Source organism: Leucobacter sp. Psy1, from assembly GCF_020096995.1.
Classification (GTDB): Bacteria; Actinomycetota; Actinomycetes; order Actinomycetales; family Microbacteriaceae; genus Leucobacter.
Genome location: NZ_CP083692.1, coordinates 1,005,952 through 1,028,978, shown reverse-complemented (window position 1 = coordinate 1,028,978; position 23,027 = coordinate 1,005,952). Strand labels below are relative to the sequence as shown.

Annotated in this window: 22 protein-coding genes; 15 read left to right on the top strand and 7 right to left on the bottom strand. The window is 68.1% G+C overall.

Features of this window, described 5'->3' with window-relative positions:
* Nucleotides 1–6: 6 nt before the first annotated feature.
* From K8P10_RS04825 to K8P10_RS04815, 3 genes are read left to right on the top strand one after another with little or no spacing between them, the layout of a single operon-like run.
* The gene (locus K8P10_RS04825; RefSeq protein ID WP_224780672.1) at nt 7–1,050 is read left to right on the top strand and encodes an iron ABC transporter permease; all 1,044 of its coding nucleotides are present in this window, start codon (nt 7–9) and stop codon (nt 1,048–1,050) included.
* Nucleotides 1,047–2,114: an iron chelate uptake ABC transporter family permease subunit gene (locus K8P10_RS04820; RefSeq protein ID WP_224780671.1), complete on the top strand. Its 1,068-nt coding sequence runs from the start codon at nt 1,047–1,049 to the stop codon at nt 2,112–2,114. The genes K8P10_RS04825 and K8P10_RS04820 overlap by 4 nt, the downstream gene beginning before the upstream one ends.
* Nucleotides 2,111–2,926: an ABC transporter ATP-binding protein gene (locus K8P10_RS04815; RefSeq protein ID WP_224780670.1), complete on the top strand. Its 816-nt coding sequence runs from the start codon at nt 2,111–2,113 to the stop codon at nt 2,924–2,926. Before K8P10_RS04820 ends, K8P10_RS04815 begins: the two co-directional genes overlap by 4 nt.
* Here the strand turns inward: K8P10_RS04815 and K8P10_RS04810 are convergent.
* Genes K8P10_RS04810 through idi form a run of 5 tightly spaced genes read right to left on the bottom strand, consistent with a single transcriptional unit; the run spans nt 2,921 to nt 8,052 of the window.
* Entirely contained in the window at nt 2,921–3,808 is an 888-nt protein-coding gene (locus tag K8P10_RS04810) for a prenyltransferase (protein WP_224780669.1), read from the bottom strand. The two genes, K8P10_RS04815 and K8P10_RS04810, sit on opposite strands and share 6 nt — an antisense overlap.
* 8 nt (nt 3,809–3,816) lie before the next feature.
* Complete coding sequence (gene crtI, locus K8P10_RS04805) at nt 3,817–5,436, bottom strand: phytoene desaturase family protein (protein ID WP_224780668.1); 1,620 nt, start codon at nt 5,434–5,436, stop codon at nt 3,817–3,819.
* Nucleotides 5,433–6,371, bottom strand: coding sequence for a squalene/phytoene synthase family protein (locus K8P10_RS04800; RefSeq protein WP_224780667.1), 939 nt, complete (start codon nt 6,369–6,371; stop codon nt 5,433–5,435). Before K8P10_RS04800 ends, crtI begins: the two co-directional genes overlap by 4 nt.
* Nucleotides 6,368–7,504: a polyprenyl synthetase family protein gene (locus tag K8P10_RS04795; RefSeq protein ID WP_224780666.1), complete on the bottom strand. Its 1,137-nt coding sequence runs from the start codon at nt 7,502–7,504 to the stop codon at nt 6,368–6,370. The genes K8P10_RS04800 and K8P10_RS04795 overlap by 4 nt, the downstream gene beginning before the upstream one ends.
* Entirely contained in the window at nt 7,501–8,052 is a 552-nt protein-coding gene (gene idi / locus K8P10_RS04790; RefSeq protein ID WP_224780665.1) for an isopentenyl-diphosphate Delta-isomerase, read from the bottom strand. The genes K8P10_RS04795 and idi overlap by 4 nt, the downstream gene beginning before the upstream one ends.
* Nucleotides 8,053–8,164: 112 nt before the next feature.
* On the opposite strand from idi, the gene K8P10_RS04785 reads away from it, so the two are divergent.
* On the top strand, nt 8,165–8,746 hold the full coding sequence (locus K8P10_RS04785) for a MarR family winged helix-turn-helix transcriptional regulator (protein ID WP_224780664.1): 582 nt from the start codon (nt 8,165–8,167) through the stop codon (nt 8,744–8,746).
* Here the strand turns inward: K8P10_RS04785 and K8P10_RS04780 are convergent.
* Nucleotides 8,740–9,606, bottom strand: coding sequence for a LysR substrate-binding domain-containing protein (locus tag K8P10_RS04780; protein WP_224780663.1), 867 nt, complete (start codon nt 9,604–9,606; stop codon nt 8,740–8,742). The genes K8P10_RS04785 and K8P10_RS04780 overlap by 7 nt on opposite strands.
* A 78-nt stretch (nt 9,607–9,684) precedes the next feature.
* Here K8P10_RS04780 and K8P10_RS04775 point away from each other — a divergent pair, with 78 nt between their 5' ends.
* A complete protein-coding gene (locus tag K8P10_RS04775) occupies nt 9,685–10,587 on the top strand; it encodes an EamA family transporter (protein ID WP_224780662.1) in 903 nt (300 codons plus the stop codon).
* Here K8P10_RS04775 and K8P10_RS04770 read toward each other — a convergent pair.
* Nucleotides 10,567–11,211, bottom strand: a complete 645-nt coding sequence (locus K8P10_RS04770; RefSeq protein WP_224780661.1) for an ANTAR domain-containing response regulator — start codon at nt 11,209–11,211, stop codon at nt 10,567–10,569. The genes K8P10_RS04775 and K8P10_RS04770 overlap by 21 nt on opposite strands.
* 185 nt (nt 11,212–11,396) lie before the next feature.
* Here K8P10_RS04770 and K8P10_RS04765 point away from each other — a divergent pair, with 185 nt between their 5' ends.
* From K8P10_RS04765 to K8P10_RS04720, 10 genes are all read left to right on the top strand, one after another.
* Nucleotides 11,397–12,080 carry a hypothetical protein gene (locus tag K8P10_RS04765; protein ID WP_224780660.1) on the top strand — a complete coding sequence of 228 codons (684 nt, stop codon included), beginning with the start codon at nt 11,397–11,399 and terminating at the stop codon, nt 12,078–12,080.
* A 123-nt stretch (nt 12,081–12,203) separates the two neighbouring features.
* On the top strand, nt 12,204–13,136 hold the full coding sequence (locus K8P10_RS04760; protein WP_224780659.1) for an ABC transporter ATP-binding protein: 933 nt from the start codon (nt 12,204–12,206) through the stop codon (nt 13,134–13,136).
* Entirely contained in the window at nt 13,133–14,158 is a 1,026-nt protein-coding gene (locus tag K8P10_RS04755) for an aliphatic sulfonate ABC transporter substrate-binding protein (RefSeq protein ID WP_224780658.1), read from the top strand. Before K8P10_RS04760 ends, K8P10_RS04755 begins: the two co-directional genes overlap by 4 nt.
* Nucleotides 14,155–14,976, top strand: a complete 822-nt coding sequence (locus tag K8P10_RS04750) for an ABC transporter permease (protein WP_224780657.1) — start codon at nt 14,155–14,157, stop codon at nt 14,974–14,976. Before K8P10_RS04755 ends, K8P10_RS04750 begins: the two co-directional genes overlap by 4 nt.
* Nucleotides 14,977–15,111: 135 nt before the next feature.
* Nucleotides 15,112–16,377: an acyl-CoA dehydrogenase family protein gene (locus K8P10_RS04745; protein ID WP_224780656.1), complete on the top strand. Its 1,266-nt coding sequence runs from the start codon at nt 15,112–15,114 to the stop codon at nt 16,375–16,377.
* Complete coding sequence (locus K8P10_RS04740; protein WP_224780655.1) at nt 16,374–17,711, top strand: MFS transporter; 1,338 nt, start codon at nt 16,374–16,376, stop codon at nt 17,709–17,711. Before K8P10_RS04745 ends, K8P10_RS04740 begins: the two co-directional genes overlap by 4 nt.
* Before the next feature lie 24 nt (nt 17,712–17,735).
* Nucleotides 17,736–19,127 carry an LLM class flavin-dependent oxidoreductase gene (locus K8P10_RS04735; protein ID WP_224780654.1) on the top strand — a complete coding sequence of 464 codons (1,392 nt, stop codon included), beginning with the start codon at nt 17,736–17,738 and terminating at the stop codon, nt 19,125–19,127.
* A gap of 3 nt (nt 19,128–19,130) precedes the next feature.
* The gene (gene acs / locus K8P10_RS04730; protein WP_224780653.1) at nt 19,131–21,134 is read left to right on the top strand and encodes an acetate--CoA ligase; all 2,004 of its coding nucleotides are present in this window, start codon (nt 19,131–19,133) and stop codon (nt 21,132–21,134) included.
* Nucleotides 21,131–22,465: an O-acetylhomoserine aminocarboxypropyltransferase/cysteine synthase family protein gene (locus K8P10_RS04725; protein ID WP_224780652.1), complete on the top strand. Its 1,335-nt coding sequence runs from the start codon at nt 21,131–21,133 to the stop codon at nt 22,463–22,465. Before acs ends, K8P10_RS04725 begins: the two co-directional genes overlap by 4 nt.
* Nucleotides 22,462–23,022: a CoA-binding protein gene (locus K8P10_RS04720; RefSeq protein ID WP_224780651.1), complete on the top strand. Its 561-nt coding sequence runs from the start codon at nt 22,462–22,464 to the stop codon at nt 23,020–23,022. The genes K8P10_RS04725 and K8P10_RS04720 overlap by 4 nt, the downstream gene beginning before the upstream one ends.
* Nucleotides 23,023–23,027: the final 5 nt, after the last annotated feature.

Here is a 23,027-nt window from a genome sequence, read left to right as displayed (position 1 = left end):
AGACCCGTGACCGCACTCCAGACACGTGAGCCGCAGAAAGCGGCGATCGGCGGGTGGAGAAACCGCCGGACGCTGGGTCTGTTCGCGATCATCGCCACCCTTGCGGTGTCGGTGCTCGCGAGCCTCGCGTTCGGCTCGAAACCCCTCCCGCTGACCGAGGTCTTCGACGTCCTCAGCCAGCCCGACGGCTCCGAAGCCTCGGCGATCGTCTGGACGATGCGGATCCCGCGCACCATCGTCGGCATCGTCGTCGGCGCGGCCTTCGGCGTCGCGGGCGCCGTCATCCAAGCGCTCACACGGAACCCGCTCGCGGATCCCGGAATCCTGGGCGTCAATGCTGGAGCCAGTTTCGCCGTCACACTGGGGGTCGGCTACCTCGGCTTGACCGGGATCACGGGTTACGTCTGGTTCGCCTTCGCCGGCGCTGCGGGAGCCACGATCCTCGTGTATCTCATCGGCTCAACGGGGCGCGGAGCGGCCTCGCCGATCACGCTCGTGCTCGCCGGCGTCGCGCTCGCCGCAGTGCTCTCCGGCGTGACGCAGTTCGTCAGGCTGCTCGACCCCGAGACGTTCCGGGCCGTCCTGCGATGGGGGCTCGGATCCATCGCGCGCACCGATCCCGGCGACACCGCACTGGTGCTCCCGTTCATCGCCGTCGGGCTCCTGCTCGCCGTCGTGATCTCGGGGTCGTTGAACTCGATCGCGCTCGGCGACGACCTCGCCGCATCGCTGGGCACCCGGGTGGTCCTCACGCGCGTGCTCGGCCTCATCTCGGTGACGCTGCTCGCCGGAGCTGCGACCGCTCTCACCGGAGGCATCGCATTCATCGGGCTGATGATCCCGCACATCGTGCGCTGGTTCGTGGGCCCAGACCAGCGCTGGATCATCGCCTACTCGGCGCTCGCCGCGCCGGTGCTCGTGCTCGCGGCCGACGCCATCGGACGCGTGATCGCGCGCCCGGGAGAGATCGAGGTCGGCGTGCTGACCGCGATCGTCGGCGCCCCAGTCCTGATCGCACTCGTTCGCCGCAGAAAGGCGAGTGGACTGTGACCCGAATCGACTTCGGCTATCCGAGCCTCAGCGTGCGGACCCGCTGGATATCGGGTCGTCTCGCCGTGCGCCTCGCGACGGTCACCGCGACGCTGTTCATCCTCGCGATGGTGCTCGCAATCTTCGCCATCACGCTCGGCGACTACCCGCTGCGCTTCGACGAAATGGTTCGCACGCTCATCGGCAGCGGTGAGGAGTTCCACCGCACCATCGTCATCGAGTGGCGACTGCCGGTCCTGCTCGCGGCACTCGTCTTCGGCGCGCTCCTCGGCGTCGGCGGAGCCATCTTCCAGTCCTTGACGCGCAATCCGCTCGGATCACCAGACGTCATCGGGTTCGACGCCGGTTCGTACACCGCCGTTGTCGCCCTCATGCTCGTCGCGGGCAACACCTCGTACTGGCCCATCGCAGGTGCTGCGATCTGCGGCGGCCTCCTCACCGCGTTCGCCGTCTACGTGCTCGCCTACCGGCGCGGCATTCAGGGATTCCGTCTCATCATCGTCGGCATCGGCGTGACAGCCATGCTCGGCTCCGTGAACTCCTACCTCATTACTCGCGCCGACCTGCGCGATGCCGTCGCCGTCGGTTTCTGGGGCGCCGGCTCGCTCGGCAGAGTCTCCTGGTCGAGCATGATCCCCTCCCTCATCGTCGCCGCCGTCATCTTCATCGCCGCGAGCCTGCTCGCCGGAGATCTCAGACGACTCGAGATGGGTGACGACGCCGCCGTCACGCTCGGCACCCGTATCGGTCGGGCGCGTCTGCTCCTCATCGTCGTCGGCGTCTCCACCACCGCCATGGTGACCGCAGCCGCCGGTCCCATCGGATTCATCGCGCTCGTCGCCCCGCAGATCGCCCGAAGACTCACCGGCACCGCCGGCGTGAGCCTCCTTGCCTCAGCGGCGATGGGGTGCCTCCTCCTCACGGCCGCCCAGCTGCTTTCTCTGCTGTTCGCCCAGCTCATGCGACCGGTGCCGGTCGGCCTCATCACCATCAGCCTGGGAGGGGTCTACCTCATCTGGCTGCTGATTCGCGAAACCCGCACACAGTACGGAACCACATCATGACGACACCCGCGCACCCGGTACTGCACGCAGAGCGCGCCACCATCGGCTACGAACGCACGATCATCGCCAAGAACATCGACGTCGCTGTGGAGGAGCAGTCATTCACCGCCATCATCGGCCCGAACGGGTGCGGCAAGTCCACGCTGCTGCGCGCATTCGCCCGAGTGCTGAAACCATCCGAGGGACGAATCCTGCTGAGCGGCGAAGATCTCGCCTCACTGAAACCGAAAGAGGTCGCGCGCAGACTCGGCCTCCTCCCCCAGAGCTCCCTCGCGCCCGACGGGATCCGCGTCGCCGACCTCGTCGCCCGCGGCCGGGCGCCGTACCAGAACCTCATACAGCAGTGGCGACGCGAGGACGAGGATGCCGTCGCTATGGCGCTGCAAGCGACCCGGCTCACCGGCCTCTCCGGCGCACTCGTCGACGAGCTCTCCGGCGGGCAGCGGCAGCGCGTCTGGGTGGCGATGCTGCTCGCTCAGCAGACCCCCGTCATGCTGCTCGACGAACCGACCACCTTCCTCGACATCTCGCACCAGTTCGATCTGCTGGAGCTGCTGCGCGACCTCAACGAGCAGGGCAAGACGGTCGTCACCGTACTGCACGACCTCAACCAGGCAGCCCGCTACGCCCGGCACCTCATCGTGATGAAAGACGGGCGAGTGGTCACCGCCGGCGCACCGGGCGAGGTCATCACCCCGCCCCTGATCGAGGAGGTCTTCGGGCTCCGCGCGCTCGTGGTGCCCGACCCCGTGACCGGAACGCCCACCGTCGTCCCCCTCGACCCGCGCGGTGCGCGGGCCGATCGACTATGACACGAGCGACCAGTGGAGGATGAGGATCATCGTCACGAGGAATCCTGACGCGTAGTTGAGCCAGATGAAACGCCGCCAGGCACGGTTCGTGCGCCCGGATTCGGCGTCCGTCACCCGCGCATACGGGGCACAGTTCACGAGGTAGGGCACCGCGACCACCGCGGCGAGCGGACCGGGCCACGGGGTCGCGAGCATGAGGAGACCCGCGATGCTCCAGAGCACCAGCGAGAACCGCACCGTCCACCGCGCACCGAAGACCGTCGCGATCGAACCGATGCCGGCGGCCCGGTCGGGCACGATGTCTTGGACTGCCCCGAACGCGTGGGCAGCGACGCCCCACGCGAAGAAGGCCGCCAGCAGCAGCACGAGCGCACCGTCGAACGTGGCTCCCGCGAGGGTGAGGCCGACCACGGCCGGACTCACGAAGTGGGTGCTCGAGGTGAGCGAGTCGAGCACGGGCCGCTCTTTGAACCTGAGTACCGGTGCCGAGTAGGCGATGACGGCGAACGTGCTCACGAGGATCGCAGCGACCGCCGCGGGACTGCCGATGGCGATCATCCAGGCCACGAACGGCAGGTTCGTCGCCGCGACCAGCCAGAGCAGCGGCCGGTGGTACTCGGGAGGCATGAGGCCGCCCTCGATACCGCCCTTCCGCGGGTTGTTGATGTCCGAGGCGTAGTCGAAGACGTCGTTGATGCCGTACATCGCGAGGTTGTAGGGAATCAGGTAGTAGAGCGTTCCGACGACGAGGATCGCGTTCACCTCTCCCGTCGCCAGCAGCATGGCGGCCGCGAACGGGAAGGCGGTGTTCACCCAGCTCACCGGCCGCGATGCCGTGAATGCGAAGCGCAGGAGCGCCGCCGGGCGCACCGTCGGAACCATACGGCTCCTCATTGCGACGCCTCGGCTGCACTGCGCGCTTCCCGCGGCGCCGTGGGCCCTGGCGAGTGATCGCCGCGAATGCGTTTGAGCACGAGTTCGGCGCTGATGAGGCACATCGGCACTCCGACTCCCGGGGCCGTCGTCGCACCCGCGTAGAAGAGTCCGTCGACCCGCTTCGACGCGTTCTGCGCACGGAACATCGCACTCTGCCTGAGCACGTGCGCCGGCCCGAGCATGCCACCTCGCCAGGACGCGTAGTCTCGTGCGAAATCCTCGGGACCGATGGTGTGCCGCACGACGATCCGCTCGGCGAGATCCGGGATTCCCGCCCACGAGGCGATCTGCTGGATCGCGGCATCGGCCGCGCGTTCGACCGCGTCATCACCGGCACCGTCCGGTCCGCCACTGCCGATCGTCGTGTCAGCCGGCACCGGGATCAGCACGAAGAGGTTCTCGTGCCCGGCGGGCGCGACGTGCGGATCGGTCGCGCTCGGCCGGCAGACGTAGAGCGACGCCGGATCGGGCACGTGAGCGTCGTCCCCGAAGATGGCGTCGAAGTTCGCGTTCCAATCCCGCGTGAAGAACAGCGAGTGGTGCTCGAGCTGCGGGATCTCCCCCCGCACTCCGAGGAGCACGAGCACGGCCCCGGGCCCGCTCTCGGTCCTCTGCCAGACGCGCTCCGGAGTACTCCGCGCGGCCGGCGGGAGCAGTTCCGTCTCGGTGTGGTGCAGGTCTGCTCCGGACACCACGAGATTCGCGTGCTCGATGTGCAGCGCCCCGGGCCCGCCAGCGGTGCCACCGTGCTGATCCTGCCAACGCACTCCGCTGACGGTGAGCCCTGATCCGCTGCGTCGTGTGAGTATCTCCGTGACGCGCGCCCCGGTCACGATCTCGACGCCTGCCTCGCGGGCGAGCGCCTCGAGCCGCTCGACGATCCCCCAGAACCCGCCCATCGGATACTGCACGCCCTCGTCGAGATCGAGGCCGCTCATGAGGTGATACATCGCGGGAGCGCGGCGCGGATCTGTACCGAGGAACACCGCGGGATACCCGAGAATCTGCCGGAGCAACGGATTGCGGAACCGCCGCGCGACGAAGCGCTCGAGCGAGGAACCGAGCAGACGGATCAGTTGCGGGGCAGCTCGAAGCACCTCGGGAATCGCGACGGCCCCGAGGCGGGTGAACGGGTTGTACAGGAAGTAGCGCTCTGCCATGTCCGAGGCGTGGGCCGCGGACTGCAGATACTCGCGGAGCACAGGGCCGCTGCCCGGCTCCACCCGCTCGAAGAGGTCGACGACACGGTCGATCCCGTGCGGCACGGTGATCCCGCGCGCGCCACCGGAAGGGTCGGGTTCCCCATAGACCCGATAGCCGGGATCCAGCATGCGCAGGTCGAGCTGCTCCTCGGCCGTTGTGCCGAGCAGCGCGAAGAAGTGCTCGAAGACGCTCGGCATCAGATACCACGATGGTCCGGTGTCGAACCGGAACCCGTCCCGTTCCAGCGTGCCCGCCCGCCCGCCGACCCGTTCGTTCTGCTCGAGCAGTCGGACCTGGTGCCCCTCGCGCGCGAGCAGCGCTGCGGTCGCCAGACCGGCGATCCCGCCCCCGATGACCACGGTGCGCGTCATGCGTTGGCCGACTTCCGCGCGTCGAGAGCCGATCGCAGCACCAGAACCGCCTTCACGGGGTCGGCGACGCGCACCCGACGGGTGCGCAACTGCTCGGCGGGGGTCTCGGCGAGCCTATCCGTCAGCTTCGCGAACAGTCGGTATGCGCACCCGACGGCGACGCGCGCGTCGCGGGGCAATTCGGGGAGGACAGCTTCGGCATCACCGAGCTGCGCACGGATCGTCGTGATCCACTCGGCCTGCCGCTCGGGTGTCATCTCTTCTCCTGCGGTGAGGTAACTGCGCCCCAGTCGGTCCGTGTCGTCGGCGAGATCGCGGAGGAAGTTGACGTTCTGGAAGGCGGCGCCGAGCCGTCGAGCCCCGTATTCGAGCCGGGCCGACTGGGCGCTCGAGATCTGCTCGTCTCGCAGGAAGACCCTCAGGCACATCAGACCGACCACCTCGGCCGAACCGTAGACGTATTCGGCGTGCGCTCCGGCGTCGAACTCCTTCGGGGCCGGAGCGCCGCCTTCCGTTGTCACGTCTCGCCCGGGCGAACCAGCGACGCGGAGGTCCGTGCGCATGGAGGCGAAGAACGGGCCGGTGAGCGAAGCGTCGATTCCGGCCGCACGAGCGGTCCTGCCAAACGCGTGCACGATCGGGTTGCTGCTGTAGCCGGTTCGGAGCGCTTGCTCCACGTCGGCCTCGAGCTCATCGAGCATGGTCCGCTGCACCTCCGCATCGACCATTGCCTCTGCGGCCACCCCATCCACGAGCTCGTCGGCGACCCGCACGAGCGCGTAGATGTTGCGCACGTGGGTCCGATGCCGCGGGCCGAGCAGCCGCGTCGCCAGTCCGAACGAGGTCGAGTACGCGGCGATGATGCGTCCGGCCGCGCGCTCGGACGCGGCGGAGTACCGCTCGAGCGGGTCGAGCTTTGCGAGCGTCCGTCTCACGCCGTCCTCCCCTCGAGCGTATCCACCATACGTGCGACCCACTGCGCGGTCGCGGTCGGTACGACACCATCCTCTCGCGAGAGCCCATCCAGTGCGGTACGGACCTGATCCTCGACCATCGACCGGATGAATGCCTCTGCACCGCAGTCGACGAGCATACGACGGATCGCGATCCCGTCTACGTCGGTAAAACCGGGTGCGCCGAGGAGAGGTTCGATGGACGGCCAGAACGAGGTCATCCGGGCGTAAGCGATGAGCGCAGTCTCTTTGCCCTCACGGAAGTCGGAGAACGAATCCTTCCCGTGCTCGCTGGCACTGCCGAACGCGGAGAGCAGGTCGTCCTGCAGCTGAAATGCCACGCCGAGATGCCGGCCGACTTGGCCGAGGGCCTCCTCGACCTGGATGCTCGCCCCGGCCAGGACAGCCGCCGTCCGCAACGGGAGTTCGAAGGTGTAGGTCGCCGTCTTCATCCGGGTCATCTCGAGCACGGTACTCAGGTCCGAGGCGATCACGCCATCGCTGAGTCCGACATCGCAGAGTTCCCCGACGACCGATTCCGAGACGGCAATGTCGAACAGGTCGAGCAATCGCTCGGCGTCGTCGAGACGCAGTGACTGTCGTGCGAACACCTGGTGCGCCGACGTGAGCATCAGGTTACCGATGAGGATTCCGTTCGTTCTGGCCCAGTGCAGCGGGCGATCCCGTGAAGGATGTCCGGTGTCGGCGTCGCTTCCGCCGGCCTGGTCCAGGATGCGGCCGACGAGGTTCCGCTGACCTCTTCTGAAGAGATCTTCATCGATCACGTCGTCGTGCAAGAGGAAGGAGAAGTGCAGCAGTTCGATGGCGGCCGCCAGGCGCAGCACTGACGGCGGGCGAACGCCAGAAGACTCCTGTCCTGTGGAGACATGGTCGCGTCCGAGGCTGTCGAAGGCGCCCAGGAGCAGGCGCGGGCGGAGCATTTTCCCTCCCGCGATGCAGTGCGTCGCGAGTCTGAGCGCCTGAGCCACTTGGGGTGCCGGCGAGAGCAGTCCTGACATCGGACCGGCGTTCGGCGGATCCAGGAGTTCCCGGATCTGCTCGTGGATCTCCTGCTCGATCGTCGCGCTTTCGTCGTGGTCCGTCACCGTACTCATACGACTCCCGCCCCGGTAAAGGCCGACCGCTCGATCAGACTCGGGAGCTGCTCGCGCAGCCAGGGGCTGAAAGCGAAAGGGGTGCCGGTGACCGAGCGCAGGAGCACTTCGGGGTCCACCCACTCCCATTCGACGACCTCGTTCGGCTCAGGGTTCACGCTGCCGCTGACCACCGCGGTGTACACGGGGCAGATCTCGTTTTCAACGATGCCGCTCGCGTCGACCGCCCGATAGCGGAAGTCGGGCAGGCGCTCCCGGACCTCATCGATCTCAGCGCCGAGCTCCTGCTGAGCTCGTCGTCGGATCGCGGCCTCCATAGGCTCGCCTGGCGCGGGGTGACCGCAGAAGCTGTTCGTCCACACTCCGGGCCATGCCTGCTTCTCGAGTGCACGTCGCGTGACCAGCACCTTACCGTCGTCGTCGAGCAGGTAGCAGGAGAACGCGAGATGCAGCGGCGTATCGAAGCCGTGCACCTCGTGCTTCTCTCGGCGACCGATCGGCGTGCCGTCTGAGTCGAGGAGCACCAACAGCTCGGGGGATCTCGCCATGAGGGCTCCTTCGTCTTCAGGGTGGTCAATCCACTCTAATATAGCGTGAAGTAGACAGTTTACTTTTGGATACTATATTCCTATTTGGTGTAGAAAAATGTACAATCGGCCCATGGATTCGACTGAGGCGCGACGCGGTGACAACGGCGTGACGCGAAACCTCTATCGACTCGACGCCACCGGAACCGGCATCGAGAGCGAGCACCCCGAACTCGACGAGAACGATCTCGCAGGGATCTCCCAACTGATGAACACGCTGGCTCGTCTGCGAGAAGCCGAACTCCTCCTCTCGGAGGCGTCGCGCAAATACATGAACCTCAGCGACCAAGACATGAGAGCCCTGCATTACCTCATCGTCGCGAAACGTCAGGGGCAGATCGTGACCCCCAGCGTTCTCGCCGCGCACCTGCGCATCTCAGCGGCATCGACGACGAAGCTGCTCAATCGGCTCGAACGCGGCAATCACATCGTGCGCCGCCTGCACCCGCAAGACCGGCGCGCGTTCATGATCGAGATCACTCCGGAAACCGAGGCCTCCGCACGGGAGTCGGTGGGGCGCCACCAGGCCAGGCGATTTCATGCTGCGGCTCGACTCACCAGCAGCGAACGCGATGTGGTGACACGCTTCCTCACCGACATGACCGAAGAGATTTCACTCGACAATGCCGAGTGGGCGCGCCCGAGCGATCACTGACGCAGCCCGTCGAGGAAGGCTCGTGCGGCCGGCGAGGGGTTGAAATCACTCCACGCGAGGTACTCGATACGGCGGGGCCCGTCGTCCAACGACACGGTGCGGAGACCGGAGTCGCCTGGCACGACGGCGGGCGAGAGCAGGGCCACGGCGAGATTCCGCCGCACGATTTCCAGCATGAGCTCGATACTCATGACTTCGAACGCCACGTCACGACGCAGACCCGCTGCGCTGAACGCGATATCGGACTGGGCACGGCCGGGAGCACCCGCTGGAAAGTCGACGAAAGTCTCGTCCGTCAGGTCCGCGAGCGCCATCCGACTCCGCGAGGCCGAACAGTGGTCTTCGCTCAGCACCGCGACCAGCTGCTCGCGGTGCAACTCTCGCCAGGCGACACCGCGCGGCGGGGTCGCCTCGGCAAGCCCGAGCACCGCGGCGTCCATCTCACCCGCTGCGATCGACGCCATGAACTCGTCGCTGCTCCCCTCCCTGACCCGCACCCTGACCTGCGGGTACGCCTCACGGAACTCGGCGAGCGCGCCGGCCAGGTCGAGCGTGGTCACGGTCGGAATCATGCCGATCGTCAGTACTCCGCGCACGAACCCGACTGCGGCCGCGGCTTCCACGCTCGCCCGTTCCGCAGCTTCGAGGCTCTCGCGAGCCGCCGCGACGAACGCCTCCCCAGCACTGGTGACCTCCACGCGTCGACTCGACCGTGCGAAGAGCGCCACCCCCAGCTCGCGTTCGAGAGCGGCGATCTGGTGACTCAGTGCCGACTGCACGACGTGGCATCGGGCGGCCGCACGAGTGAAGCTCCGCTCGTCGGCGATGGCCACGGCGTACCGCATCTGCTGTAGTTCCACACTTGCATGATCACACGTCATATAACCCATGACAACTATGTGTTGGATTCATGTCTGCGACGCATCGAGACTGGGCCCATGACCCCCGCCATTACTCACCGAATGGGCTGGACCGCGGCAGCGGCGACCGCTCCCATGATCTGGGGCACGACCTTCATCGTGACGACACAGCTCCTCCCCCCTGGACACCCACTCTTCTCAGCACTCCTCCGCGCATTGCCCGCGGGGCTGCTGGCGATCCTGCTCGCTCGTCAACTCCCGCGAGGCTCGTGGTGGTGGAAGAGCCTCGTGCTGGGCACCCTGAACATGGCTGCGTTCTTCCCGCTCCTGTTCATCGCCGCACAGCACCTTCCTGGCGGCATTGCCGCCACACTCGGTGCTGCCCAACCCCTGATCGTCGCAATCCTCGCCGTCGCGATCCTGCACGAGCGGCTCTCGCTCTGGCGCATCTCGTGGGGCATCGCGGGCGTCACCGGGGTGGCACTCGTTGCCCTCGGACCGAACGCCGCCGCGGATCCCCTCGGCATCGCCGCCGGCCTCTGCGGCGCACTCTCCATGGGGCTCGGAGTGGTACTCACGAAGCGATGGGGGCGACCCGCACACGTCTCAGCTCTCGGCTTCGCCGGATGGCAGCTCACCGCAGCCGGCCTCGTCCTCCTCGTTCCCGCACTCGCCATCGACGGCGTTCCCGCCGCGATCGATGCACGGGCCGTGGTGGGCTACCTCTGGCTCGGGCTCCTCGGAGGTCTGCTGACGTACTCCGTCTGGTTCGCGGCAATCCGTGCGCTTCCCGTCACCGCGACCGCACTCCTCGGGATCCTTTCCCCGCTCACGGCCGCGTTTCTCGGCTCGCTCATCGCCGGCGAGTCGCTCACTGCGATTCAGCTCGTCGGATTCGCGGTCGCGCTCACCGCGATGGTCGCGGGGCAACTGGCTCCCGGCCGACGCAAGCGGGCGGTGTCAGCGCTTGCGACCCCGTGACTTGCGCTTCATCCCGTCGACGATGGTGCGAGCGACCTCACGCTCGGTGAGTCCGCGCTCCGCCGCGGTCTGCTCGAGCCACGCCGACGCCTCGATCGCCGAGAGGCTGAAGCGTTCGATGAGCACGTCCTTCGCCCGGTTCACCAGTCCCTGGGACTCGAGCTGGTCGAGCATTTCGGCGGCCTGTGAGCGCAGCCCCCGAATCTGGCGGTGCCTCGCGAGCGCGATCTCGATGGCCGGAAGAAGCCCCTCGGGTCGCACCGGCTTCGTGAGGTACCCGAGCGCTCCCGCCGTCGTCGCTCGCTGATATGACTCGCGACGACCGTCCGCCGTCATGAGCACGACCGGGCCGATGCCCTGCCTGCTGAGGATCTCGGTGGCGCTGATACCGTCGCGAAGCGGCATGCTGACGTCCATGAGCACGAGATCGGGGGTGAGGTCGGTCGCGAGTCGTACGGCCGATTCGCCGTCGTAGGCGCGGCCGACCACATCGAAGCCGTTCTCGCTCAAGAACTCGACGACATCGACGAGAACCAGTGATTCATCCTCGGCGACGACGACGCGACGGGGTGGACGGGAAGCGGAGTCGGAGGCGGTGCGCTGCTGCTGGGTGAGTGCTGACATGCGCTCAGCCTAGGGAGGCTCAGCGGCCTGATCCGGCGGTTTTCCGCGCTCTTCGGCACTTTCCGAGCACCTGGCAACCGACACGTAACAGCCGAAACATGCCGGTTACCTGAAGGTTCACGTTTCGCAACAGGACGGGCAAGCTGCGCCATACTGGGATCGGTCGCAGCGCGAATGGAGGGGAGATGAGAGGGATCGTTCCGGACCCCGGCAACCCCTGGCCTCACGACATGGTCATCACGATCGAGGATGACGCGTTCCCGCTCATCGAGCTGCTGTGGGTTCGCGAAGCCTGGGGCCTGCACCCGCCTCCCGGCGGCCCGCCCCGACTCACGAGAACTCCCGCCCGCATCGGCGAGCCCGAGGATCGGGCAGAGTGGGAGACGGCCTGGCCGGCTCTCTGGGAGGGCGCGGTCCAGCACGCCGCCGCCCCACCCGACCCGGCGCTCTTCGCGGCGCTCGCCTCGGATCAGGTCGGCTCGGATCAGGTCGGCTCGGATCAGGTCGGCTCGGATCAGGTCGGCTCAGACGAGCGTGCCGCGCTGGTCCGCGCGTACACCGGTCCGACCTGGCCCGACCATTTCGGGCCGGCATCGCTCGGCAAGGCGTTCGACGAGTGGAATCGTGCAGAACGCGAACAACGTCTGGCACTCGCCGCGGCACCTCAGGGTGTTTCGGCTTCTCCCGAGCGTCTCGCCCTCGACGCGCTCGTCATCGCATGGGAAGCGGGACTCACCCGCGTCGTGACCATCCCCTGCCGCGGAGCGGGCACGAGGATCATCGGCGACGCATCGCTGCTGCTGACCGAGTCGACGCGGCGGAGCCCTGCCGAGTACTCCGAAGCCCTCAGGCGGTTCGCGCAGGCGTAGCGCCCGACCGGCTTCCACCCGCCCCACGGCACGAGGCCCGCTCGAAGTCGGCGGCACCCGATTGCGTCACTGTGTTACACCGTGGCTTCGCGATCGGCCTGCAGCCAGGCAATGTATGTACCTATGTCCACACTTGTCGAGTCGCGCGCGCCCGCAGGGCGGGTGCAGATCGTCGATGTCGAACGGACGTTCGCGACGAAGGAGTCCTCGCGGACCGTGCTGCGGGACGTCACGCTGGATGTATCGGCGGGAGAGATCATCGCCGTCGTCGGCCCGTCTGGATGCGGCAAGTCGACGCTTCTGCGCCTGATCGGCGGCCTCGATGCTCCGACGAATGGCGGCATCACGCTCGACGACGAGAGCGTGCAGGCGCACGACGACTCGACCGCCATGGCCTTTCAGGAGCCCCGACTTCTCCCGTGGCGCACGATCGCGCAGAATGTCGCGCTCGGACTCCCCCGCGGCACTCGGGCGCGCACGGCGAAGGCGCGCGTCGCCGAGCTCCTCGACCTGGTCGGGCTCACGCACGCGGCTGACCAGCGTCCGCGAGAGGTCTCCGGCGGCATGGCGCAGCGGGCGTCTCTGGCGCGAGCGCTGGCGCGCAGCCCCCGTGTCCTGCTGCTCGACGAGCCCTTCGGCGCCCTCGACGCGCTGACGCGATTGCAGATGCACGATCTCCTGCTCGACATCCACCGCGCCGAACCGAGCACGATCGTGCTCGTCACGCACGATGTCGAGGAAGCGCTGTACCTCGCCGACCGCGTGCTCATGCTCCGCAATCTGCACGCGGTGGGAGCTCAGACCGATCGTCCTCGCGCGAAAGTGGTCGCGCTCGGCTCTTCCTCAGGCATGGGCGCGCTGGGATCGGCGAGCACTCACGAGCGCGCCGCCGAGACGCCGGCGACGGACCGCCCCTCGACCGGTTCGATCGCCCGCCTCGTCCCGGTCCCCGGAGCCAGGCCGCGCGACCGCGGCGCCCGCTCGTTCACCGACCTCCGCACCAGCCTCCTGGAAGGGCTCGGTGTCCACAAGCTCACCATCAAGGAGAACGAATGAGCACCCTTACCCGTCGCATTCTGCCCGCCACTGCCGTCGCCGGACTGCTCTCCTTCGCCCTCGCGGGATGCGTGCAGGGTGAGAACAGCAACGACTCCGCCTCCGCGGAAGGGGGCGAGTGGTCGACCGATTCCCTCGCCATCGACTGGGCGACCTACAACCCGCTGAGCTTGGTCGTGAAGGATCAGGGCCTGCTCGAGGAGGCCCTCGGGGACTCCGTCGAGGTCGAGTGGCAGCAGTCGGCCGGCAGCAACAAGGCGAACGAGCTGCTGCGATCCGGTTCGATCGACGTCGGCTCGACCGCGGGATCCGCAGCGCTCTTCGCCCGGGCCAACGGCTCCCCCATCCAGGTCATCGACGTCTACTCGCAGCCCGAGTGGTCCGCGATCGTGGTGGGCCCCGACAGCGATATCACCGAAGTGGCGCAGCTCGAGGGGAAGTCCGTCGCGGCGACGAAGGGCACCGATCCCTACTTCTTCCTGCTCCAGGCACTGGAGGAGGCGGGACTCGAGCCCTCGGACGTCGAGGTGCAGAACGTGCAGCACGCGGACGGCCGCTCCTTGCTGGACGGCGGCTCGGTCGACGCCTGGAGTGGTCTCGATCCGATTATGGCCGCCGCGGAGGTGGAGTCGGACGACCAGCTCATCTACCGGAACGTCGACTTCAACACCTACGGGTTCCTCAACGCGACGGAGGAGTTCATCACCGAGCACCCGGACGTCGCGCAGGTCGTCGTCGATGCCTACGAGCAAGCGCGCGCCTGGGCCATCGACAACCCCGACGAGATGGCGCAGCTGCTCGCGGACGAGGCCGGCATCGACCTCGAGGTCGCGAAGACAGTCATCGATGAGCGTTCGAACCTCGACGTGGACCCCGTGCCTGGCGACGCGCAGATCGAGGTGCTCGAGAAGATCGCGCCCATCATCGCAGAGTCGGGTGACGTCGCCGGTGGCCGGGATGCCATCGACCAGGCCATCGACTCGATCGTCCACGACGAGTTCGCGCAGAAAGCGGCCGAATGACGGAGACCGCGACGCGGACAGCCGCGGCGCAGCCCCGGTCGACGCGACCCAGTACCCCGATCTGGTCGCGCACCTGGGCGAGAATCGCCGGAGGCTTCCTCCTGCCGATCCTCATCATCGCGAGCTGGCAGTTCGTCACCTCGACGGGACTAGTGCCGCCGTATCGGCTGCCAGGGCCCTGGTCGGTCGTCGAGGCCGGAATCGATCTCGCCGAACGCGGTGAACTCTGGCTGCACATCGCGATCTCGGTGCAGCGCGTCCTCATCGGTTTCGCCATCGGATCGGCGATCGCGCTCGCGTTCTCGGCGATCGTCGGCCTGTCACGTGTGGGCGGCGTGCTGTTCGCTCCCACGCTCGTCGCACTGCGCGCAGTGCCCTCGCTCGCCTGGGTCCCCCTCCTCATCCTGTGGATGCAGATCGGTGAGGAGTCGAAGGTGACGCTGGTCGCGATCGGCGCGTTCTTCCCGGTCTACACGACCGTCGCAGACGCGCTCCGCCACGTGAACCCCCAACTGGTCGAGGCGGGTCGCACGTTCGGCTTAAGGGGCTGGTCCCTGTTCCGCACCGTGCAGCTGCCGGCGGTCGTGCCGTCAGTGGTGTCCGGGCTCCGCCTCGGACTCGCGCAGGCCTGGCTGTTCCTCGTGGCGGCCGAGCTGCTCGGCGCCTCGATGGGACTCGGGTGGATGCTGAGCGACTCGCAGTACACCGGGCGCGTGGACCGCATTCTGCTCGCCATCGTGCTGCTCGCCCTGCTCGGCACCATTACGAACGCGATCCTGGTGCTCCTCGAGAAGGCCGTGCTGAAACGGTGGATGTGACGACCCCCGCGGTCCGGGAGTGTGACGGATCGTGACGGGCCGGGGTGCGACCCGTACCCTCTCGGCGTCAGAATCGCCGTACAGCCCGATACTTGCGGGCTCCACCCCACTCGGTCTCGAACGGAAAGGCGATCGATGACGCATCCCACCCCCTCCGACGCGGTCACGCGCGACCAGGGAGAGGCACTGCCTGCGGACTACGCGTCGCTGAGCGCCCGCTTCCAGCCGATCTTCGACGGTATCGCCGCGGGCGCCGTTGCCCGCGAGCAGGAGCGCCGCCTGCCGTTCGACGAGATCGCGCGTCTGAACGCCGAGGGCTTCGGCACCCTGCGGGTCCCGGCCGAGCACGGAGGTCCTGGGGTGACGATCGAGACCTTCACCCACCTTCTGATCGATCTCGCGCAGGCCGACTCGAACGTCGCGCACCAGTACCGTTCGCACTTCGGCTTCCTCGATTCACTGCGCTTCCAGCCGGAGGAGGTGCAGCAGCTGTGGTACCCGCGGATCCTCGCCGGTGCGACGGTCGGCAACGCTTCGACTGAGAAGGGCGGCAACGCGCTCGGTCGTCTCAACACCGTGATCACCGAGACCGAACAGGGCGCCGTGCTCAACGGCCGCAAGTTCTATACGACCGGTACGATCTTCGCCGACTACACCCGCGTCTCGGCCGCGGTCGATGGCAGGGACGGCCGGCGATTCGCCGTGGTCTCCACTACCGCCCCCGGTGTCACGGTGCTCGACGACTGGGACGGCTTCGGTCAGAAACTCACCGGCACCGGAACCGCCATCTTCGACGGCGTCGAGATCGAGCCTGGCAGCCTGCTCGACCGGATTCTCGGTTCCAGTGACGCCGTCCACGAGGCCGCCTTCTTCCAGCTGATCCTGCTGGCGGTGCTCTCGGGTATCGCCCACGCCGCACGCCGTGACGCGGCGGCGCTCGTCGCCGGGCGGGCTCGCACGTTCAACACGGGCAGCGGATTGCCGTTCCGCGACGATCCGCTGATCCAGGAGGCGGTCGGGCGCATCGCGGCGAAGGCCTATGCCGCCGAGGCGATCGTGCTGCAGACCGCTCGCGTACTGGACGACGGTGTGGCAGTGACCGCGGGCAACACCCCCGCTCCCGACGCCGTGCAGTACTCGGAGGTCGCCGTCGAGCACGCGCAGGTGACGGTACCCGAGCTCGCGCTCGGGGCCGCGCAGGACCTGTTCCTCACCGTCGGCGCTTCGGCGACCTCCACAGGCAAAGCGCTCGACCGGCACTGGCGCAATGCGCAGACGGTCGCCACCCACAACCCCATCTCGTTCCGAGCCCGGGCGCTCGGCGACTACTGGATCAACGGAGTCCTCCCCGAGGGGCTGAATGCGATCGGCGATGCCGCGCGGAACGGAGCATCGTCATGAGCACCGAACTTCTGGACCGACCTCCGACGGTCACCGAGTCGACCCCGCGAGAGAAGCGCCGCGTCCTGCTCGCGGCTTTCTCGGGCACCACCATCGAGTGGTACGACTTCTACCTCTACGGCACTGCGGCCGCGCTCATCTTCAACGTGCAGTTCTTCCCCTCGGAAAGCGCGTTCGCCTCGACGATCGCGTCGTACGCATCGCTCGGCGTCGGATTCCTCGCCCGCCCCCTGGGCGGCATCATCGCAGGCCACCTCGGCGACCGGATCGGTCGGAAGTCGCTGCTCGTCGCCTCGCTCCTCCTCATGGGGGTCGCCTCGTTCTTCATCGGCCTCGTGCCGAACTACGCCGCGATCGGCTGGTGGGCCGCTGCAGCGCTCGTCTTCCTCCGACTGGTGCAGGGTCTTGCTGCCGGTGCCGAGTGGGGCGGTTCAGCCCTGCTTTCGGTCGAGCACGCTCCGGCGAATCGACGCGGACTGTTCGGCTCGTTCACGCAGATCGGGTCGGCGGCCGGCATGCTGCTCGCGACCGGCGCCTTCGTCGTCGTGCAGTCGTTGACGACCGATGAGCAGTTCGCCGCCTTCGGCTGGCGCATCCCCTTCCTGTTCTCGGTGGTGCTCGTCGTGATCGGCCTGTGGATCCGTCTCGGCGTGCGCGACGCCCCCGAATTCCGCGAGCTCAAGGAGTCGGGCCGCACCGAGCGCACCCCGGTCGCCGTCATCATCACGCAGCACTGGCGGCCGCTGCTCATCACGATCGCCCAGCGCATCGCGCAGAACAGCATCTACTTCCTCATCACGGTGTACGTACTCAGCTACCTCGTCGACACCCACGGCGACAGTCAAGCTGGCGTGCAGGCCGTCATGATCGCCTCCGCGGTCGGGATCCTCACCACGCCGTTCTGGGGCTGGCTCTCAGACGCTTTCGGGCGCAAGCCCGTCACGGTCTTCGGCTACGTCGCCATCGCGGCGTTCGTGTGGATCTTCTTCGCCTACCTCTCGGGGGACTCGCTCGCCCTGCTCCCGCTGCTCGTGATCCTTGGCATGAACATCGCCCACGACGCCGTGTACGGCCCCCAGGCGGCCTGGTTCGCCGAGCAGTTCCCGGTCGAGGTGCGCTACTCGGGCGTGAGCATGGGATACCAGATCGGCTCGGTCATCGGCGGGGGGATCATGCCTATGGTGGCGGCGCTCCTCTTCCAGCTCGGAGGCGGCACGCCCTGGCTCATCTGCGCATACGTCACGTTCATCTCCCTCATCTCGCTCACCGCGACGCTCCTCGCCCGCGACCCCCGCAAGGCCGAACTGCGCGCCGAACGAGCGCTCCGTCAGTAACCCCTCACCCGACCGAAGGAATTCATGAGCCGCGCCATCCTCCTCAACGCGTTCGACATGCTCACTCCGGTGCACCAGTCACCGGGGCTCTGGCGCCACCCCGACTCGAGCATCGAGGACTACCACCGGCTCGGATACTGGACCTCGCTGGCGCAGACCCTCGAGCAGGCGGGGTTCGCGTCGCTGTTTCTCGCCGACGTGGTCGGTGTGTACGACGTCTACGGCGGCAACGGCGACGAAGCCGCGCGCGGAGGCGTGCAGTTCCCGCTGCTCGACCCGCTGGTCGCCGTCCCGGCCATGGCGGCCGCCACCTCGCACCTCGGATTCGGTGTCACCGCATCGGTCTCGTACGAGCGGCCCTACCTCCTCGCCCGCACCCTCACCACCCTCGACCACTTCACCGATGGGCGCGTGGCCTGGAATATCGTGACGAGCTACCAGGACTCCGCTGCACGGAACATCGTCGGCAGCGAGGCGCAGATCCCCCACGACGAGCGGTACGATCGGGCAGACGAGTACCTCGAGGTCATGTACCGGCTCTTCGAGGGTTCGTTCGCCCCCGGCGCCGTCGTCGCCGACCGTGAGCGGAACGTGTTCGTGGAGCCGACCCAGGTGCGCGAGATCGGCCACGAGGGCGAATACTTCCAGGTTCCGGGTCAGGCGCTCGCGGCTCCTGGCCCGCAGCGGACGCCCTTCCTCTTCCAGGCCGGGGCATCGAAGCGCGGGCAGCAGTTCGCCGTCGAGCACGCCGAGGCGATCTTCTTCTCGGGCGGCAGCCCGCAGCTCGTCCGGAAATGGGTGGACGGGGTACGCGACGGTCTCGAGGCCTCCGGTCGTCCGCGCGACGCGATCAAGATCTTCTCGCTCGCCACCATCGTCGTCGCAGAGACCGACGAGGAGGCGGAGGCGCGACTCGACGAGTACCGCGCGTACGTCGACACCGCTGCCGCGCTGACGCTCTTCAGCGGCTGGACCGGCGTCGATTTCGCCGGGGTCACACCGGAGCAGGAACTCGAGCACATCGTCACCGACGCGAACCAGTCGGCACTCGCCTCATTCACCACGCTCGCCGGCGGCAAGACGTGGACGGTGCGGGACCTCGCGGAGTTCGTCGCCATCGGCGGCCGCGGCCCCGTGATCGTCGGCTCCCCGACCACCGTCGTCGACGAGCTGGAACGGTGGATGAACGAGGCCGACATCGACGGCTTCAACATCTCGGCCGCCGTCCGGCCGGCTGATCTCGAACGTTTCGCACGGCTCGTCTCCCCCGAGCTCCGGAGCCGCGGGCTGCTGCAGGATCCGGCAGAGACTCCCGTAACGCTCCGCGAGCGGCTCGGCGGCCACGGCCCGCACCTGGCGGATGACCACCGGGGTGCGGCGTACCGATTCGCCGGCACGACGGCGGAGCACGCCTGACGCATGACCGAAGCACGCCTCCACGAGACACGGAGCTACCCTGCTCCGGCCGACTTCGCCGACCAGGCGAATGTCGATGCCTCGATCTACGCCGAAGCATCCGCCGACCCCGTCGCCTTCTGGGAACGCGCGGCCGCACGCCTCGACTGGGCGGAGCCGTGGCACACGGCGCACACCTGGTCGCCCCCGGTCGAAGGGCCCGACGGACTCACCGTGCCAGAAGCGACCTGGTTCGCGGGAGGCACGCTGAACGTCGCCGCGAACTGCGTCGACCGGCAAGTGGACGCCGGACTCGGTTCGAAGGTGGCCCTCCACTTCGAAGGGGAACCGGGAGACCGCGTGTCGGTGACCTACGCCGACCTGCAGCGCCGGGTCTCACGCGCCGCCCACGCACTCACGGCGCTCGGCATCGAGTCTGGCGACCGGGTCGTCGTCTACCTGCCCGTCCTCATCGAGACGGTGGTCATCGCTCTCGCCTGTGCACGCATCGGTGCCGTGCACTCGCTGGTGTTCGGCGGCTTCTCCGCCGAAGCCGTGCGGTTCCGCCTGCAGGACACGCGAGCGAAGCTCCTCGTCACCTCTGACGGTCAGCACCGCCGCGGAAAGCGGGTCGAGGTGAAGTCGACCGCAGATGCGGCGGCGGACCGCTTGGAGCACCTCGAGCACGTGCTCGTCGTTCGCCGTACCGGACAGGACATCCCGTGGGTGGAAGGCCGCGACGTCTGGTGGGACGAACTCGTCGACGCCCAGTCCGACGTCCACGAACCGGTCGCCTTCGACGCCGAGCACCCGCTCTTCATCATCTACACCTCAGGCACGACCGGGAAGCCGAAGGGGCTCGTGCACACCTCGGGCGGCTACCTCACGCACGCCAGCTGGGCGCACTGGGCCCACTTCGACGCGAAGCCGGATGACGTGCACTGGTGCACGGCGGACCTCGCGTGGGTGACTGCGCACACCTACGAGATCTACGGCCCCCTCTCGAACGGGCTCACGCAGGTCATCTACGAGGGCACCCCCGACGCGCCGCATCGCGAGCGCCACCTCGAGATCATCGAGCGGTACGGGGTGACCGTCTACTACACGGCACCCACCCTGATCCGGACCCTCATGACCTGGTTCGGCGACGACTTGCCGATCGGGCACGATCTCTCGTCGATCCGGCTGCTGGGCACCGTCGGCGAGGCGATCAACCCCGAGGCGTGGGTCTGGTTCCGCCGCAACTTCGGTCGGGACGAGACGCCGGTGGTCGATACCTGGTGGCAGTCGGAGACCGGGGCGGCCATGATCGCGCCGCTGCCGGGCGTCACCACGCTGAAACCGGGGTCGGCCACCGTGGCGCTGCCGGGAATCGATGTCGCCGTCGTCGACGATGATGGCGAACCGGTTGCGCCCGGCCGCTCGGGTACGCTCGTGGTCCGGCGCCCCTGGCCAGGCATGGCCCGCACCGTGTGGGGCAACCCCGAGCGATACCGCGACTCGTACTGGGCCCCGTTCGCGGGCCGCGGTGAGCACGGCGCCTACTACGTGGCCGGCGACGGGGCGACGGTGGATGCCGACGGTTGCGTGTGGATCCTCGGCAGGCTGGACGACGTCGTGAACGTCTCGGGGCACCGCCTCTCGACCATCGAGATCGAGTCGTCCCTCGTCTCGCACCCCGCCGTCGGAGAGGCGGGCGTGACCGGTGTCGCCGATCCGCTGACCGGTCAGGCCGTCGCCGCGTTCGTGGTCGACGGTGCAGCGGGCGGTGCCGAGCACGAGGAGCTGCGCGCCCGCGTCACCCGTGACATCGGGCCGATCGCGAAGCCCCGGATCATCGTGCGCGTACCCGAACTCCCGAAGACCCGCTCGGGCAAGATCCTGCGCCGCCTGCTCGCGCAGCTCTGGCAGGGCGATACGCTCGGAGACACCACGAGCTTGCAGAACCCCTGGGCCGTCGACGAGGTGCGCGAAGCCGTGCGCCTCGCACGCCTGAACGACATCACCGCACCGAAGGAGACCAGATGAGTGAGCACCAGTTCGGGTTCCGCACCCGAGCACTGCACGCGGGCGGAACGCCCGACGCTGCGACCGGCGCGAGGGCCGTGCCGATCTACCAGACGACATCGTTCGTCTTCGACGACGCGAAGGACGCCGCGAACCTGTTCGCGCTGCAGAAGTACGGCAACATCTACTCGCGCATCGGCAACCCGACGGTGGCGGCGCTCGAAGAGCGCATCGCCTCCCTCGAGGGCGGCATCGGCGCGGTGGCGACGGCGAGCGGCATGTCGGCCGAGTTCATCACGTTCGCCGCGCTCGTCGGGCAGGGCGATCACGTCGTCGCCTCGTCCCAGCTCTACGGTGGCACCGTGACGCAGCTCGACGTGACGCTGCGGCGGTTCGGCGTCGAGACGACGTTCGTCGCCAGCTCGGACCCTGAGGAGTTCCGCAAGGCGATCCGCCCGAACACGAAGGTGCTCTACGTCGAGGCGATCGGCAACCCCGGCGGTGAGATCTCCGATATCGCGGGGCTCTCCGCCGTAGCGCACGAGGCGGGCATCCCCCTCGTCGTCGATGCAACGCTCTCCACCCCCTACCTCTCGCGTCCGATCGAGCACGGCGCCGACATCGTGATCCACTCGGTCACGAAATTCCTCGGCGGGCACGGCACGACGCTCGGCGGCGTCGTCGTGGAGGCTGGCACGTTCAACTGGGGCAACGGCAAGTTCCCCTCGATGACGGAGCCCGTCGAATCGTACGGCGGCATCCGCTGGTGGGACAACTTCGGAGAGTACGGGTTTCTCACCAAGCTGCGCACCGAACAGCTGCGCGACATCGGGCCGGCGCTCAGCCCGCAGTCGGCGTTCAACCTGCTGCAGGGCATCGAGACGCTCCCCCAGCGCATCGACGCCCACGTCGCCAACGCGCGTGTCGTCGCCGAGTGGCTGGCGAGCGATCCGCGCGTCTCGTTCGTGACCTGGGCGGGACTCGAGGGTCACCCGCATCAGGACCGCGCGCAGAAGTACTTCCCGCTCGGCCCCGGGTCCGTGTTCGCATTCGGGGTCCGCCCCTCCGGCGACTTCGACTCCGAGGGCGAGCGCCTGCAGGCCGCCCGCGAAACCGGTGAGAAACTCATCGAGTCGCTGCAGCTCGCGAGCCACCTCGCGAACATCGGCGACGCGCGCACGCTCGTCATCCACCCGGGTTCGACGACGCACCAGCAGCTCACCCCCGAGCAGCTGGAAGCGGCCGGCGTGCCCGCCGACCTCATCCGGATCTCGGTCGGCATCGAGGATCCGGAAGATATCGTGTGGGATCTGGATCAGGCCCTCACTCTCGCGACAGGAGCACACCGATGAGCGACGCCACCACCCCTGCATCCTCCGGCGCGGCCTGCGCGGTTCCCGCTTCGGCGCCGGCTGCCTCGGACGCCCGGTCCTGGCAGGCCCCTGGCGCCGCGTCGCGGCTGGGGATCCTGCGCCGGGCGAAGTCCGTCGCGATCGTCGGCGCCTCGAACAACCCGGCACGTGCGAGCTACTTCGTGGCGACCTACCTGCTCTCGAGCTCACCGTACGACGTGTACTTCGTGAACCCGCGCGCCGACGAGATCCTGGGCCATCCGGCGTACGACTCGCTCGCCGACCTGCCGGTGGTGCCCGACATCGTCGACGTATTCCGGAAGCACGATGACCTGCCCGGCGTCGCTCAGGAAGCCGTCGATGTGGGTGCGCAGGCGCTGTGGCTGCAGCTCGGCTCCTGGAACGAGGAGGCCGCGCAGATCGCGGAGTCAGCGGGACTCGACGTCGTCATGGACCGGTGCATCAAGATCGAGCACGCCCGCTTCCACGGCGGGCTGCACCTCGCCGGCTTCGACACCGGTGTGATCTCGTCGAAGCGGCAGGTCGTCGCTCGGTAGCGTTC